Genomic DNA, 14666 nt, shown 5'->3' on the forward strand with positions numbered 1-14666 from the left:
TCCTATTCGATCTCGCCCCACAGACGCAGACGCGACACGCCGCCGTCGGGGAAAATATTGAAGCGCACGTGCGTCACCGGGCCGAGCGCGGCCAGGTCCGCTTCGAACATATGCACGTGATCCATCTGCAGTTTCTGCTCGTCGAGCAGCACCGGCCAGAACATCGCCTGGGTGATCAGCGAATCGTCGGTGCCGCCCGCGACGCGCGCGGCCTGCAACGAGCAGCGATCCGGGAAATTGCCCTTGAAATGCGCGGTGTCGACTTCAACTCGACGGATCACGCCGGGCCGCGCGAGTGCCACGATCGCCCAGTCGTTGCCAGGCTCGCGGCGGCGGCGGGTCTCCCAGCCATCGCCCATGTTCACGCCGCGGCCGGGCATCAGCATCTGCGATGCGAGCCCGAAGTGCTGGTTGTTCGCCGCGACGAGATACGCGCCGTTTTCGGTGGCGGCGAGATCGACGAGCGAGCCGCGTTCGACACGCGTCCAGTCGCGCGCCGGCTGACCGTACACGCGCAGTCGCGCGAGGCCACCATCCGGATACAGGTTCACGCGCAGATGCGTGAAGGTGTCGCGCGCGGCGACGTCGACATAGTGGTGCTGGTTGCCCTGCAACGTGGTGGCCGGCACGACCGTCTGCCAGTCGGCGTTGTCGGGCGGCGTCTCGCCATCGCAGCGGCAACCTTCGATCGATGCGGCCGGCGGGAAGTTGCCCGTGAAGTGGCTCGTATCCAGATCCATGCCGTAGATCACGCCGGGGCGCGCGAGCCTGATCACGCAGAAGTCGTGGCCCGTGGTGCGCTTGCGGCGCGTCTCCCAGCCGTCCATCCATTTGCCGTGATCGTCGTACTTGCCGGGAATGAAGACGGCGGGCTGCGGGTCCAGCATGCGTTCCTTCGGCGCGAAGAACTCGTCGCTCGCGAAGAGCGCTTTCGCGCCCAGCCGCGGATCGGCGAGGTTCATGTAGCGGCGCGTGAAGGCGGGGGCGTTGGGGTCGAGCGTCGGAATGGCCATGGTCGGTACTCTTTCGGTGTCTCGTGTTGAATGTCGAGCGGCGGCGCGTGGATACGTTGAGCGCCGTCGTTTCAGTGTTTCAATGCGCCGGGGCGTGCTGGCCTGCCGGTGCGGCTTCGCCTGCGGCGATTTCTTCGGCAGGCTGGAAGCGCAGCGCCGGGTCGAGGTTCAGCACGCGGCGGGCGCGCGCCTTGTCGATGTCGTTCTCCCACACCGCGACGACGACCGTCGCGACGCAGTTGCCGATCAGATTCGTAAGCGCACGGGCAATGCCGACGAACCAGTCGACCGGCAGGATCAGCACGAGACCCAACACCGGGATCGCCGGAATCGCGGACAACGTCGCGGCGAGAATCACGATGGCCGAACCGGGAATGCCGTGCGCGCCCTTCGACGTGATCAGCGACACCAGCACCACAACGATCAGGTCGTGCATCGACAGCGGCGTGTTGGTAGCCTGCGCGATGAAGATCACCGCGAGCGTCAGATAGATCGAGAAGCCGTCGAGGTTGAACGAGTAGCCCGTCGGAATCACGAGGCCCACCGTCGAGTCCTTCACGCCCATCCATTCGAGCTTGCGCATCACCTGCGGCAGCACGGCGTCGGAGGAAGCCGTGCCGAGCACGATCGAAAGTTCCTCGCGCAGATAGCGGATCAGTTTGAAGATGCTGAAGCCCGTGAGCCGCATCACGATGCCGAGCACCACCGCCACGAACACGATGCAACTCGCGTAGAACACGATCACCAGCAGGCCGAGCTGCTTGAGCGACGCGACGCCATACGTGCCGGTCGTGAACGCGATCGCGCCGAGCACGCCGAGCGGCGCGAGCTTGATGATGAAGCTCATCACCTTGAAGAAGATCTGCGCCATCTCGTCGATCAGGTTGTTCACGCGCTGCGCCTTGTCGCCGAGCAACGACAGCGCCGCGCCGAACAGCACCGAGAACACGAGGATCTGCAGCACGTCGCCGGTCGCGAACGCGTCGATCGCGGTATCGGGAATGATCTTCAGCAGGAACGCCGCGGTGTCCTTCAGGTTCTTCGCGTGCTCGGTGTAGGTGGCGAGCGACGCCGCGTCGAGCGAATGGAGATTGACGTTCATGCCGGCGCCCGGCCGCGTCGCATACGCAAGCACCGCGCCGATCACGAGCGCGACCGTGGTCATCGCCTCGAAGTACACCACCGCTTTCAGCCCCACCCGGCCGACCTTCTTCAGATCGCCCGCGTGCGCCATGCCGCTCACCACCACACAGAACACAATCGGCCCGATCACCATCTTGATCAGCTTCAGGAAGCCGTCTCCGAGCGGCCGCAACGACTGCGCGAAATGCGGGAACACAGCGCCGATCACGATGCCCGCGACCAGCGCGATCACGACCCGCCCGAACAACGAGTTGAAGAACTTCGCCACAGCAGTCTCCTGGTTGATTCAACTGTTCATACTGGTCCGACCAGTGATGTTATGGACGATATTAGGAAACCGATATGGTGAGGTCAAGGAATCAAAAGGCAGTGTTTACCCGCGCATTTTCTGAGTACGGCAGCGTCTCCGATCTGCTATCCAGCAGTGACGGGCATGCGGACGTCGGCAGGCGGGATTACAATGAGGTCAGACCAGCCTGGAGAACCCGAGCACGATGAAGAACGTTCCCCATACCGTCACCGATGCCGCGATCGCGACGATCCGCGAACGGATCGAGACCGGCATCTATCCGGTTGGCAGCCTGCTGCCCGCGCAGCGTCAATTGTCGGAAGAACTGGAGATCAGCCGGGCATCGCTGCGCGAAGCGTTAACCACGCTCGAAGCGCTCGGACTCCTGAAGATCCGTCCCGGCAAGGGCGTGTACGTGGAAAGCGCGCAGGCGCCGGCAACACAGACCTGGCGGTTTGCCGATCAGACGTCGTTGCCGGATACGTACCAGATGCGCTTTGCGCTGGAAGGCTTCGCCGCGCGCATGGCGGCGCTCGCGATCAGCGATGTGGATGTCGACTGGTTCGAGCAGAATCTCGCGGCGCTGCAGGCGGCGCTGTCGCATAACGAGCTCGATGAAGCCGCGCAGCTCGATTTCGATTTCCACATGCGCATTGTCGGCATTGCGGGCAATGCGGCGATCGAATCGATCCTGCGCAGCAGCGCGGACATCATGAAGGAGAGTCAGCGCATGCCGTTCTACCGGCGCGAACTGGTGCTCTCCACGTGGCGCGAGCACGGCGAGATTCTCGATGCGCTGCGCCAGCGCGATTCGGAGGCCGCGGGCCGCGCGATCGAAGCGCACATCGTCAACGCCGCGCAACGCGCGGGGGTGTATTTTCCGACGCCGCAGCGGTAGGCCTTAGCTTTACCGCTGCGCTTGAAATCAACCCGTCTTGCGCACCGGCGCAAACCTGCGCTTGCCCATCGCCGGCACCACGCGGCGGAAGCGCTCGCGCTTGTGCTCTTCCTCGAAGTGCAGCAGCGAAGGCTTGATCAGGTCGCTACGCGACACGATACCGATGAGCCGCCGCGACGTGCGATCCACCACCACCGGCAGACGTTCGACGTTATGTACCGCGAGCCGCGTTGCAACCAGTCGGCAGGTTTCTTCCGGCAGCGCGAGGAGCGGATCGCCCTTCGGCAACGCTTCGACCACCGAGACGTCGCGCGCCAATGCCGCATCGCCATGCACGTAGCGCTCGAGCAACCCACGATCGACCATGCCGATCACCGCGCCGTCGCGCACCACCGGATACGCGCGGCGCTTCTGTGCGGCGCCGAAGTACGTGGCCAGCGTATCGGCGATGCTCGTGGCCGCATCGATCGATTCGACGGTCTGCGTCATCACTTCGTCCACGTAGTGGCGTTCGAGCGGATCGACGCCGTACTCGCGATAGATGTGATAACCGCGCCGCGCGATCTTCTCCGTCATGATCGAACGGCGCATCACGACCGTCGCGAAGCCATGCGCGACCAGCGTGGCCGTCAGCAGCGGCAACAGCGCGTTGCTGTCATGCGTGAGGCCGAACGCGAACACGATGGCAGTCAGCGGCGCGCCAAGCGTCGCGCCGAGCGTCGCGGCCATGCAGACTAGCGGCCACAGCGCGGGCTGATGACCGGGCAGGATGGGGCCGAGCACGGTGCCGAGCCCTGCGCCCAGCATCAACAGCGGTGCGAGCACGCCGCCTGACGTGCCGGAGCCGAGCGCGATCACCCACATGATCGCCTTCACGACGAGCAACGCGAGCGCAATCTGCAGTGCGATGTGCTGATGGAGCAGATCGCCGATCACGTCGTAACCCACGCCGAGCGCGCGCGGCTCGACAAAACCGCCGATCCCGACGACGATGCCGCCCAACGCGGGCCACCACATCCAGTGGATCGGCAGTTCCGAGAACAGGTCTTCGATCTTGTACAGCGCAGCGGAGAGGCCGGATGCGAGCGCGCCGCACAGCAGGCCCGCGATCACGCACGACAGGAGCGCCCAGCCGCCCGGCGCCGCTGTCTCCAGCGGAAACAGAGGACCCGTGCCGAAGAAGATCGCGCGCGCGAAGCCCGCCACCGCGCAGGCCACCGCCACCGGCAGGAAACTGCGCGGCCGCCATTCGAACAGCAGCAGTTCGACGGCGAGCAGCGCCGCCGCGACCGGCGTGCCGAACACGGCCGTCATGCCGGCCGCCGCGCCCGCGACGAGCAGCGTCTTGCGCTCCGCCGCGGTCACCTTCACGCATTGAGCGATCAGCGAGCCGAGCGCGCCGCCCGTCATGATGATCGGGCCCTCGGCGCCGAACGGGCCGCCGCTGCCGATCACGATGCCCGACGACAGCGGCTTCAGGATTGCCACCTTCGGCGACATCTTGCTCTTGCCGAACAGGATCGCTTCGATCGCTTCAGGAATGCCGTGACCGCGGATCTTGTCCGAGCCGTAGCGCGCCATCAGGCCGACGATCACGCCGCCGACCACCGGAATCACCACGACCCACAGGCCCAGATGGTTCTGCGCGGGCGAGCGGTCGGCGAACGAAAACGCACCGAAGAAGAACAGGTTGGTGAACAGCCGGATCAGGTTCAGCAGCACGTAGGCTGCCAGCGTGCTGACTGCGCCGATGCAAGCCGCCAGCAGGAAGATCAGAGGTAATCGCGCGTTGATCGAGAAATCGCGCTTGTGTAAAGCGATGCTCATGGTCAATCGAGGCCTATCAGTAGAACTGCACGAACCGTCGAATATATCACATGATGATATAAATTGACGAGAAGACGCCGGTGTTGCCGCAATGCAGCGACGCGCCGGCTTTACGCCACTTTTCTTTCGAGTCCGGCCGAATGCCGGTACAGGCCCGAGATCAGGTCCACCTGCGTGATCATGCCGACCACGCGTTCGGTCGCATCGACCACCGGAATGTGGTGGTGGCCGTGGTGTGCGAACAACGGCACGAGCTCCGTCAGCGGTGCTTTCGCGCCCACGCTCACCACGTGGCTGGTCATCACGCTGCCAACTGCGGGGCCCGAACCGTCATCGCGCCCGCCGCCCGTCAGACCGAACAGCGACGCGAGACGCGAAGCGCCCGAGCCGGCGCCACGTTCGCCGAAACTCGCGGCGAGGTTCGCGCGGGTCACGATGCCCGCGAGGCGCCCGTCCGCTTCGGTCACCGGCAGCGCCTTCACGTTGTGCTCCCGAAGCACCGCGAACGCCCGTGCGATCGCGGTATCGCGCGTCACCGACTGCACGCGGCGCGACATGATGTCGGCGGCAGTCAGTTCGCCGAAGCCGCGCGCGAACGCCTGCAGTTGCGTCTCGCGCATCAGCTTTTCCAGATCGTCGAGATCGACGTCAAGCCATTCGCTCTGACGGCGTACCACCGCTTCGAGATCGGCGCGCGTAAAGCCCGGCGTGATGCCTGGTGTATCTGGCGTGATACCCGCGGGCTGCGCGGACTGGGCTGCCTTCGCATCTTTCGCACGATCGTGCGGCACGGTGTGCGGATAGCGGTGCCCCGTCGCCGCGTGATACGCGAGCGCCGCGGCAAGCAGTGCGCACGACTCGACGAAGATCGGCGTGAGCACGAAGCCGAAACCGAGCCGATGGATCGCGGGTCCGCCCAGCACCGCCGTCAGCGCCACCGCGCCTGATGGCGGGTGCACGCAGCGCAGCAAAAACATTCCGCAGATCGAGATGCTCACGCCGAGCGCGGCTGCCAGCACCGGATCGCCGACGAGCATCGCGCACGTCACGCCCACCGTGGCCGACACGAGATTGCCGCCGATGATCGACCACGGCTGCGCGAGCGGACTCGCGGGCACGCCGAACAGCAGCACGGCCGACGCCCCCATCGGTGCGACGAGCAGCGGGAAGTCCGCGCCGCCGCCGAACAGCACGTGCATCGAGCCGCCGGTGAACGCGATGCCGAGCAGCGCGCCGAGGCACGAGCGCCAGCGTTCGGGCCATCGGACGGTGACGGGCGCGGGGATGAAACTGGACAGCCAGCGTGAGAATGGAGTGCGGGAAGACATCGGTCGGGCGGAAACGGGTTGGGTCGGAGTCGAGCGCACACCCTAAAGGCGATGACTGCAATGCGGAACGACTTTCTGGTCATGATTATATTATGTTGTGATATATCACGGACCAGCTAGTGTTTCGAATGTTGGGACGATCCGCGCGTTGCCGCCCCGCGCCGCTTCAGTGCCGTTTTAGTGCCGTTCGTCCTGCGGCTTGCCCATGAGCAGGGATTCGGGATGCCGCTCCAGATAGTCCGCGAGCTGGTTCAGGCTCTGCGAGGTCCTCGTCAGTTCTGTCAGAGCGTGATGTATATCGGATTGCAGCGGCGAATCCTGCTGCAGCGTCGCTTGGGCGGTGCTGAAGGTGCGTTGTGCTTCGGTGAGCGTATCGCGCGCCTGCGGCAGCAGCTCGGTGTCGAGTTGATCGAATAGCGCAGTGGCGCGCGTCAGCGTCTCGTTCAGGTTGCGGCCGATGTCCGCGAACGGCACGCGGTCGAGCTTCCCCGCGATGTCCGCGATCTGCACCTGCAGTTCTTCCAGCGTGTTCGGCACCGTGGGCAGCACGAGCGGCGTTCTGCCCGTATCGATGCTGACCGGCGGCGCGTTCGGAAACATGTCGAGCGCGATGTAGCGCTGGTTCGTCAGCAGATTGCCGGTGCGCAGCTGGCCACGCAGCCCGCGCGCGACGAGCCTGCGCAACAGCGCCTTGCCCTCCTCCGGATCGCTCTGTTGCACCGCATCGCGATAGCGGCGGCCGAGGCGGCTCGGATACAGGTTGATCGTGACCGGCATCAGGAAATCGCCGCGTTTCGCATCGTATTCGACGTCGATTTTCGTCACGTAGCCCAGTTCGATGCCGTGAAAATCGACGGCCGCGCCCACCGCGAGTCCGCGCAGCGACTGGTCGAACTTCATCATGACGGGCGCCGCCGGGCCATCGGGATCGCGCATCGCCGTGGTCTCGTCACTGGCAAGCGTGAACGATGCGCCGTCCGGCGCGGTCTCGCCGACGGATTGATCGGGCGGAGGCTGCTGAAACGCGATGCCGCCAAGCAGCACCGTGGCGAGGGATTGCGTGTTGAGGCGCACGCCGCTCGAGTCGAGCCGCAAGTCGACGCCGCTTGCATGCCACCAGCGCGATTTCAGATCGACGTAGCGGTCGTACGGCGCGTCGACGAACACGTCGACCGTCACGCCCTCGCCGTTGCTGTCCAGCGAAAACGCAGTGACCTGCCCGACCTGAACGTGCCGGTAGTAAACAGGCGAACCGATATCGATCGAGCCCAGCGACGTGCCGTGCAGCACGTAACGCCGCCCGTTGCGTTCGCTCGTCACGGCGGGCGGCGTTTCGAGGCCAATGAACTGCGCGCGGCGCTCGCGTGAGCGGCCCAGATCCACGCCGATGTACGCGCCCGACAGCACGGTGCCGAGTCCGGACACGCCGCTCGAACCGATGCGCGGCCGCACGACCCAGAAGCGCGTGTCTTCGACGGCGAACTGCTTCGCGGTGTCGGTCAACTGCGCATCGACAAGCACGCGCGAGTGGTCGCGCGAGAGCCGGATGTCCTTCACCATGCCGATATCGAGGTTGCGATAGCGCAGCGTCGTCTTGCCGGCGGCGAGGCCTTCGGCGGTGAGAAAACTGATCGTGACGACCGGCCCGCGCGCGGCGATCGCCTGCACAGCGAGTGCGATGCAGACGAGCGCCGCCACGAGCGGCACCAGCCAGATCGGCGACGGCAGCGCGCTGCGGTTCAGCACGTCGTTCCGCTATCCGCGGCTGTCCAGTTGCGCGACGAGCGCGTCCGCGCCCTTCTCGATGCCCGTCTTCGCGGCGCCGAGCGAACCGAAGGTCGCGCCGATGTTCATCGCGTTCGGATACTGCTTCGACACGTACGCCTGCAACAGACGGTTCGACGACGCGTCATACAGCTCGACCACGTAGGTCACGGAGCCCGTGAACGAACCCTTGCCGCCGCGCACAGCCTGCACGCCGTTGTAGAGCCCACCCGCGATGTCGAAGTGCGAGACCGTCGACAGCACCGCGGTGCTCGTTTCCGCGCCGGTGAGCGTCAGCTTCAGGCGCAGCGTGTCCTGGGCCGGCGCATTCGTCAGCTCGAAGCGCTTGCCGAGCTTCTGCGCGAAGGTGGACTCCATGTAATTGGCGAGCTTGCGCTGGTCTTCGGCGGGCAGGTCGCCGAACTGGTTGTCGGCGCCGCTGTACACGGCCACCGGGTCGATCATCAGCTTGTGATAGCGGCGCCAGTCGACGTCCGTCGTGTAGCGGTACGGCACACGCGCGGCGTCCTTCTGCGCGTTGGGTTTCAGATAGGTTGCCGAGGCGACGCCCGTATAGGCGACCGGCGGCTGCGCGCTCGAACAGCCCACGAGCGCTGCGCATGCGACTGCGAGCACGGCGAACCGTGCGTGATCCGATTTGTACATTGGAAGCTCCGTTGAAGGGTCCGCGCTAGTGAGGGATGCCGGGGTCACTGCGCCCGGCTGTTGACGCGAGACCGAAGCGTAGCACCGCAAGCTCCGGATGTAAACCGGATGTACGGTTTGTTTTTATGCCTGAACGTCTGCACAATACGAGGGCACGAGAACCGCGGAGGCGTCCGCCGGGATCGGAGCGCATCGGCAAACAGGCCATAATGACGGGTCTCGCATGCCTGACACGCGTGGCGGCCCGAAGCACTCACTCGCGGTTCGCGCGCCTTTGCCATTCACCGCTGGAACCCATGGACAACCCCACCCGCTCCGAACGTTCACGTCAGGCCGCCATCCAGGCGGCGTTCGCCATCCTGTCGCGCGACGGCCCAGGCGAACTCACGTTCGAAACGCTGTCGCGCGAAAGCGGCATCAGCAAGGGCGGCCTGCTGCATCACTTCGGCAACAAGCACGGCATCCTCAAGGCGCTGCTTGCGCATCAGGTCGAATATTTCGAGCAGTTTTCGCAGGCGTGGCTCGCGAAAGCGGACCCGGAGATGCCGGAACGCACGCTGATGTCGCAGCTCGCCATTGCGCGGGAAGCGATCAACCAGCCGCACTCGGTCGCGCTCGCGATCATCGCGGCGATGGTCGAAGACCCGGAGCTGCTTGCGTCCACCCGCAAGCTCGACGTCAAGCGGGTCGAAGCCCTCAAGGAAGAAGCCGACGACGTGGACTTGGCGCTTGTGCGCTGGGCCGCCGCCCGAGGGTTGATCTTCATCGAACTGCTCGGCCTTTCTCCGCTGCCGAAGAAAGAGCGCGACCGGGTGTTCGACTGTCTGCTGGATCAGTCGCGCTGGTCCGCGCCGAAGGGCAAAAAGTAGTCGCTGCCGCGCATGCTCGTTTGTCCCGATGTCGCGACGGCATCGCTTGCCTAGAATTGATATTAAACATAACGATTATGTTTTGTATCTAATCACACAAGGCCAGCCATGCCGCTCGACAGCACTCTCCAAACCATCTTTGCTCAGGCCGCGGCGTCCGGTGCGCCGGATCTGACCGAACTGCCGCCGGAAGCGGCGCGTGCCGTGTATCGCCAGATCCTGGCGGCAGCGGATGTCCCGCCCGCGGACGTCGGCGCGAGTAACCATACGATCGGCGGCCCCGGCGGCGCGCTGCCGCTGCGCATCTACCGTCCGCATCGCGAAGCGGCAGAGGGCATCGTCGTCTATTACCACGGCGGGGGCTTCGTGCTCGGTGACGTGGATGGCTACGACAACGTCTGCCGTCAACTGTGCGACGACAGTGGCGCGACCGTCGTGTCGGTGGACTACCGGCTCGCGCCCGAGCATCCGTTCCCCGCCGCCATCGACGACGCGTGGGCCGCGCTCGAATGGGTGGCCGCCAACGCCAGCGAACTCGCGTCGCGGCACGCACGCATCGCGGTAGCGGGCGATAGCGCCGGCGCGCTGCTCGCGACCGTGATGTGCATCCTCGCGCGGGACCGTGGCGGCCCGGCCATCGCGTTTCAGGGGCTCGTGTATCCGCCGGCGGCCGCCGGTTCGCGCGTCGACTTTCCGTCACGCACGCTCTACGCAGAAGGGCCGACGCTAACGGCACGCATGATCGACTACTTCAACGGCTTCTACTTTGGCACCGAAGGTGCGCCGAAGAATGCGCTTGCCGCACCGCTGTTCGCGGACGACCTGTCGACGCTGCCGCCTGCGCTTCTGCAGGTCGCAACGCACGATCCGCTGCGCGACGAGGCGCTTGCCTATGGACAGTGTTTGCTTGAAGCGGGCAACGACGCGATCGTCGTTGAGTATCACGGCCTCGCGCATGGATTCATCAGCATGGGCGGTGCAGTGCGTGCCGCGCGGCTTGCGCAGCAGCAACTGGCGCAGGCGTTGCGCGCGGCGCTGAGGACCTCAGCGAATTGATGCTTTGGTTGCCCTTTGGCAAAGGCCCCCCCAGAAAATCAAAAACCCTCGGACCTGATGGTCACGAGGGCTGGGAACCTTCGTACGCGGAACATTGTTTTGTGTGATACTACCCTTCTCTCAGGTTCTGGCAAGGCCCTCGGAATAGCCAGAATCATTACGCCGCCTCGTTTTTGGGCGGCTTTTTTTTGCGTACGAATTACCGCCTTACCGCTGTTTTTTACTACCCTGGTGGAGCATTTGCACTACACGGGTAGTGTAGGCGGATTTGAAGTCTTTGCCAAGCGTCCGGTTTGACTGTCGGATCAGTTCAACACTGACCCGTTAGCGGGGCTTCGCTGCGCTTCTGGCAGGTTTGGTCTCTTTGGCGCTTTTGCGTTTTTCGCTAGCCGGCTGTGCGGCATCGCGTTGCTGCGGCAAAGGCCGAATCGTTTTCGCCGACAGCAACGCCTGCATGACCTCGCTGTTCAGCGCCTTTTCGTAAGCGCGCGGCCCCATCGAATTGATCAGGATGCGCCCCATCACGTCGGCCTTCACATACTCGATGGCGAGCAGACTCACGACGGGGTTATTCGTCAGCACAGCTTCTTCATTCGGGAATACCCCGAACTCCGCAGTGATCGCATCCTGTTCGTCCGCTACAGCAACCGACAGACGCCGCCCTTCGAGACGCCTGCGCGCACTTTCACCGCATTCACGCAGGTCGTAACAGCGCGGTCCGTTCAGACTCGCCATGCCATAAATGGCGACGTGCACATCCACACCGCGCGCGGAGGCCGCTTCGATCGCGTCGCGCAATGGCTCCATCTCTTCGTCCCAAACCGCGGCAAACAGCGTCTGCTTCGCGCTGTCGATCGTGCTGCGAAACGCGGTGATGATCGCACTGCGCTCGCGCAGCGACCATACGAGCCCGAGTTCGCGCGTGGCGGGCAACGTGGACAGCCCTTTGTTGACGAGCTCGAGGTCGCCCTCGAAGCGCTCGCGCATACGCGACAGCACCTCCGCGTACGGCACGGCCGCATAGCGAACCGGCTCCGAGCGATGCAGCAGTACGGCGCCTTTAGCGTCCAGCCTTTGCAGCGTTTCGTAGATCTTCGATGGAGGAACGTTGGAGAGCTTGCCAACTTCGTGACCGTTCAACGGCGAGCGTTGCAACAGTGCGCAGTAAGCCTGGGCTTCGTACTGGGAAAAGCCTAGCCGGATCAGGGCAGACAGCAGCTCGTCGGAAATAATCGTAGTCATGCTCGCGAGACTAGCATATTCACCTTTGGCTACGTACACTACCGCCGTAGTAAGTATTTTTACTCCTCAAGTAGTACAACCCGTTCGACCGAAGGAGAACACCATGCACAAGCGCTATTCGTCTGGTTCCACATGGGAAGCGACGATCGGCTACTCGCGTGCGGTCCAGGCAGGCAACACGCTTTATGTCTCCGCCACGGCCGCGAGCGGCGCGGACGGCGCGATCGTCGGCGACGATCTGTACACGCAGACCCGCGCGATCCTGCAGAAGCTCGGCGGCGTGCTGAGCGACGCCGGCTTCAGCTACAAGGACGTCGTGCAAAGCAGGCTCTACGTCACGGACGTCGCGAACTGGAAAGAAGCCGGCCGCGCGCATGGCGAAGTGTTCGGCGACGTCCGGCCGGCGCTCACGCTGCTACATGTCGCGCCGTTCATCGATCCGAAGATCCTCGTCGAGATCGAGATCACCGCGGTGAAGCACGAAGCCGCCGCGTAACGCGCGATGAACCGCGTCGCGGAAGAACGCGTGATGCAGGCGCAAGACAGGCGCTCGCACTGGCTGACCGCATTCATTGCGCTCGCCGCCGGCGTGGCCATCGCGAACAACTACACGCTGCAGCCGGCGCTGCCCGCCGTCGCGCACACGTTCGGTGTGCCGCCCGGTGCGATGGGATTCGTCGCGGGCAGCATGCAGGTCGGCTATATGTTCGGCATCCTGCTGCTCACACCGTTTGGCGACAAGCTTTCGCCCGCTCGCATCGTGTCGTGGCAGTTCGCCGCGCTCGCGGTCGCGCTCGTGCTCGCCGGATGCGCGCCGTCGCTGCCGGCGCTGGCAGCGGCAGGGTGCGTGATCGGCGCAACCGCCACCAACGCCGTGCATCTCGCCACCGTCGCGTTTCGGATCGCGCCGCCGGATTCGAAAGGGCGCGCAGTCGGCACCGTCGGCACCGGGGTGTCCGCGGGTATCCTCCTGAGCCGCCTCGTCGGTGGGCTGCTGTCGCAGGCAGTCGGCTGGCGCGCGATGCTGCTGCTGTTCGGCGCCGCCGCGCTCGTGCTCGCGGTGCTCGCGTATCGCCTGCTGCCGAAAGACCGGCCGCAGCACACGTCGAGCTATCTGGGCCTGCTTGCGTCGCTGCCATCGCTACTGCGCAAACACGCGCTGCTGCGTGAAGGGATGATCGCGGGGGCGTGCTGGTTCAGCGTGTTCAGCATGATCTGGGTCACGCTGGTGCTGCAGGTGGCCGGTCCGCCATTCAACCTGAACACCGCGCAGGCGGGTCTGTTCAGCTTCGCGGGCGTACTCGGTCTGTTCGCAACGCGCGCAGCGGGCCGCGCGTCCGACCGGTTCGGGCATCGCCCCGTCGTCATCGCCGGTCTGCTGCTCGTCGTGGCCGGCGTTGCGCTGCTGCTGGTCACCCGCGCGTCGATCGCGGGCACTGTCGCAGGCCTCGTGCTGTTCGATGTGGGCTGCTTCGCTTCGCAGGTCGCGAACCAGACACGACTCATGGCCATCGACGCCACCGCGCGCAGCCGCATCTACACCGTGTACATGTTCGGCTACTACGCGTCGGGCGCGCTGGGTTCGATCGTCGGTCCGTGGATTCTGCTGCGCACCGGCTGGGAATCGGTGTGCGGCATCAGCATGGCGATCGCGCTGTGCGGGCTCGCATTCACCTGCATCCGGCAGATGCAAGGCGAACGTCCGGCCATGCGCGATGGAGAAAGGCGCACCCGCGTGCGTTAGGTCGCGTTTGGCCGCATCCACTGCTGTCTCGTCCAGGTCGAAGACCTGATTGCTTCAAAGCTTTGCGCGCTCCCCGAGTGGACTATTTTCGGGGAAAACACATGCGCCAGTGGTACGAGACGAGACTTAAAGAGCTTGCCGAACGTTCCGTTTCTGAAGAAGCGCTGCATCGGGAAATCGCAAGCAGTGCGAACGCGCTTCGCTTCGACTTCTGGATGTTCGGCATCCGGTTGCCGGTGCCTTTTTCACGCCCAGCGGTCGAGGCGCGCGGCGACTATCCGCTGACGTTGCAGATGCGTTTCCGGAATCCGGTCACCACCGAATCCGATCCGATTCTTCGACACTGCAGGACTTCATCCATTCCGCTGTTATGGAGCACTGAAACACCGGCGTCCGATCACCAGTACTGGTCGGAAGTGAAAGCGCAAGGGATTCGTTACGGCTGGTCCATGCCGATGAAAGGTCGCCTTGGCGCGCTGACCTGGTTCACGCTCGCCCGTGCCACTCGCCCCTTGCCTCCCGACGAACTCGCCGACATCGAATATCCGATGATCTGGCTCGCGCATTTCGCGCAGTCCCGCATCATCGAGCCGCTGATACCGCTGATGTTCGACAGCGAGATCCCTCGCCTGTCCGCGCGTGAACGCGAAGTCATGACGTGGACGGCCGAAGGCAAAACCGCCGCGGAAATCGGCCTGATTCTGGGCATCGCGGAATCCACCTGCATCTTTCACATCACCAACGCGGCCCGCAAGCTCGGCGCCGTCAACAAGACGCATGCGGCCGCTCGCGCCGCCGCGCTCGGCCTGATCGGTTGATACGGGATC

The 14666-nt window shown here is 64.7% G+C and carries 13 protein-coding genes; 6 read left to right on the forward strand and 7 right to left on the reverse strand.

The annotated features are described in order from the left end of the window. Positions 1–2: 2 nt before the first annotated feature. Together alc and DVS29_RS21350 are read right to left on the reverse strand one after the other, a co-directional pair. Positions 3–1013 carry an allantoicase gene (gene alc, locus DVS29_RS21345; protein WP_118182481.1) on the reverse strand — a complete coding sequence of 337 codons (1011 nt, stop codon included), beginning with the start codon at positions 1011–1013 and terminating at the stop codon, positions 3–5. Between the two features lie 79 nt (positions 1014–1092). Next, positions 1093–2424 (reverse strand): C4-dicarboxylate transporter DctA, encoded by a 1332-nt coding sequence (locus DVS29_RS21350; RefSeq protein ID WP_118182482.1) that lies wholly within the window; start codon positions 2422–2424, stop codon positions 1093–1095. A gap of 226 nt (positions 2425–2650) precedes the next feature. On the opposite strand from DVS29_RS21350, the gene DVS29_RS21355 reads away from it, so the two are divergent. Beyond that, positions 2651–3343, forward strand: a complete 693-nt coding sequence (locus DVS29_RS21355) for a FadR/GntR family transcriptional regulator (RefSeq protein ID WP_118182483.1) — start codon at positions 2651–2653, stop codon at positions 3341–3343. Between the two features lie 27 nt (positions 3344–3370). On the opposite strand, the gene DVS29_RS21360 is transcribed toward DVS29_RS21355, so the two are convergent. The 4 genes from DVS29_RS21360 to DVS29_RS21375 form a co-directional block, all read right to left on the reverse strand. After that, a complete protein-coding gene (locus DVS29_RS21360; RefSeq protein WP_118182484.1) occupies positions 3371–5170 on the reverse strand; it encodes a chloride channel protein in 1800 nt (599 codons plus the stop codon). A gap of 110 nt (positions 5171–5280) precedes the next feature. Next, positions 5281–6498 carry an HPP family protein gene (locus DVS29_RS21365; protein ID WP_118182485.1) on the reverse strand — a complete coding sequence of 406 codons (1218 nt, stop codon included), beginning with the start codon at positions 6496–6498 and terminating at the stop codon, positions 5281–5283. 177 nt (positions 6499–6675) lie between these two features. Next, positions 6676–8244 carry a PqiB family protein gene (locus tag DVS29_RS21370; RefSeq protein ID WP_118182486.1) on the reverse strand — a complete coding sequence of 523 codons (1569 nt, stop codon included), beginning with the start codon at positions 8242–8244 and terminating at the stop codon, positions 6676–6678. A gap of 9 nt (positions 8245–8253) precedes the next feature. After that, complete coding sequence (locus tag DVS29_RS21375; RefSeq protein ID WP_118182487.1) at positions 8254–8928, reverse strand: DUF3313 domain-containing protein; 675 nt, start codon at positions 8926–8928, stop codon at positions 8254–8256. A gap of 296 nt (positions 8929–9224) precedes the next feature. Between DVS29_RS21375 and DVS29_RS21380 the strand changes: the two genes are divergently transcribed. Beyond that, positions 9225–9797, forward strand: a complete 573-nt coding sequence (locus DVS29_RS21380) for a TetR/AcrR family transcriptional regulator (RefSeq protein WP_118182488.1) — start codon at positions 9225–9227, stop codon at positions 9795–9797. A 108-nt stretch (positions 9798–9905) separates the two neighbouring features. Further along, positions 9906–10853 (forward strand): alpha/beta hydrolase, encoded by a 948-nt coding sequence (locus DVS29_RS21385; protein WP_118182489.1) that lies wholly within the window; start codon positions 9906–9908, stop codon positions 10851–10853. 324 nt (positions 10854–11177) lie between these two features. Here DVS29_RS21385 and DVS29_RS21390 read toward each other — a convergent pair whose 3' ends face one another. Next, positions 11178–12095 (reverse strand): TrmB family transcriptional regulator, encoded by a 918-nt coding sequence (locus tag DVS29_RS21390; RefSeq protein WP_118182490.1) that lies wholly within the window; start codon positions 12093–12095, stop codon positions 11178–11180. A gap of 103 nt (positions 12096–12198) precedes the next feature. On the opposite strand from DVS29_RS21390, the gene DVS29_RS21395 reads away from it, so the two are divergent. The 3 genes from DVS29_RS21395 to DVS29_RS21405 are packed head-to-tail and all read left to right on the forward strand — an operon-like array spanning position 12199 to position 14657. Further along, on the forward strand, positions 12199–12591 hold the full coding sequence (locus tag DVS29_RS21395) for a RidA family protein (protein WP_118182491.1): 393 nt from the start codon (positions 12199–12201) through the stop codon (positions 12589–12591). Between the two features lie 6 nt (positions 12592–12597). Continuing rightward, entirely contained in the window at positions 12598–13839 is a 1242-nt protein-coding gene (locus tag DVS29_RS21400; protein WP_118182492.1) for an MFS transporter, read from the forward strand. After that, positions 13752–14657, forward strand: coding sequence for an autoinducer binding domain-containing protein (locus DVS29_RS21405; RefSeq protein WP_124800674.1), 906 nt, complete (start codon positions 13752–13754; stop codon positions 14655–14657). Before DVS29_RS21400 ends, DVS29_RS21405 begins: the two co-directional genes overlap by 88 nt. The last annotated feature ends 9 nt before the right edge of the window (positions 14658–14666 follow it).

It is taken from the genome of Paraburkholderia phosphatilytica (assembly GCF_003443895.1).
Classification (GTDB): domain Bacteria; phylum Pseudomonadota; class Gammaproteobacteria; order Burkholderiales; family Burkholderiaceae; genus Paraburkholderia; species Paraburkholderia phosphatilytica.

Excerpts from the sequence above, each read along its gene's own strand:
- DVS29_RS21385 (WP_118182489.1), top strand. The coding sequence starts at position 9,906 with ATGCCGCTCGACAGCACTCTCCAAACCATCTTTGCTCAGGCCGCGGCG.
- DVS29_RS21375 (WP_118182487.1), bottom strand. The coding sequence starts at position 8,928 with ATGTACAAATCGGATCACGCACGGTTCGCCGTGCTCGCAGTCGCATGC.
- DVS29_RS21380 (WP_118182488.1), top strand. The coding sequence starts at position 9,225 with ATGGACAACCCCACCCGCTCCGAACGTTCACGTCAGGCCGCCATCCAG.
- DVS29_RS21390 (WP_118182490.1), bottom strand. The coding sequence starts at position 12,095 with ATGACTACGATTATTTCCGACGAGCTGCTGTCTGCCCTGATCCGGCTA.
- DVS29_RS21395 (WP_118182491.1), top strand. The coding sequence starts at position 12,199 with ATGCACAAGCGCTATTCGTCTGGTTCCACATGGGAAGCGACGATCGGC.
- DVS29_RS21400 (WP_118182492.1), top strand. The coding sequence starts at position 12,598 with ATGAACCGCGTCGCGGAAGAACGCGTGATGCAGGCGCAAGACAGGCGC.
- DVS29_RS21365 (WP_118182485.1), bottom strand. The coding sequence starts at position 6,498 with ATGTCTTCCCGCACTCCATTCTCACGCTGGCTGTCCAGTTTCATCCCC.
- DVS29_RS21360 (WP_118182484.1), bottom strand. The coding sequence starts at position 5,170 with ATGAGCATCGCTTTACACAAGCGCGATTTCTCGATCAACGCGCGATTA.
- DVS29_RS21355 (WP_118182483.1), top strand. The coding sequence starts at position 2,651 with ATGAAGAACGTTCCCCATACCGTCACCGATGCCGCGATCGCGACGATC.
- alc (WP_118182481.1), bottom strand. The coding sequence starts at position 1,013 with ATGGCCATTCCGACGCTCGACCCCAACGCCCCCGCCTTCACGCGCCGC.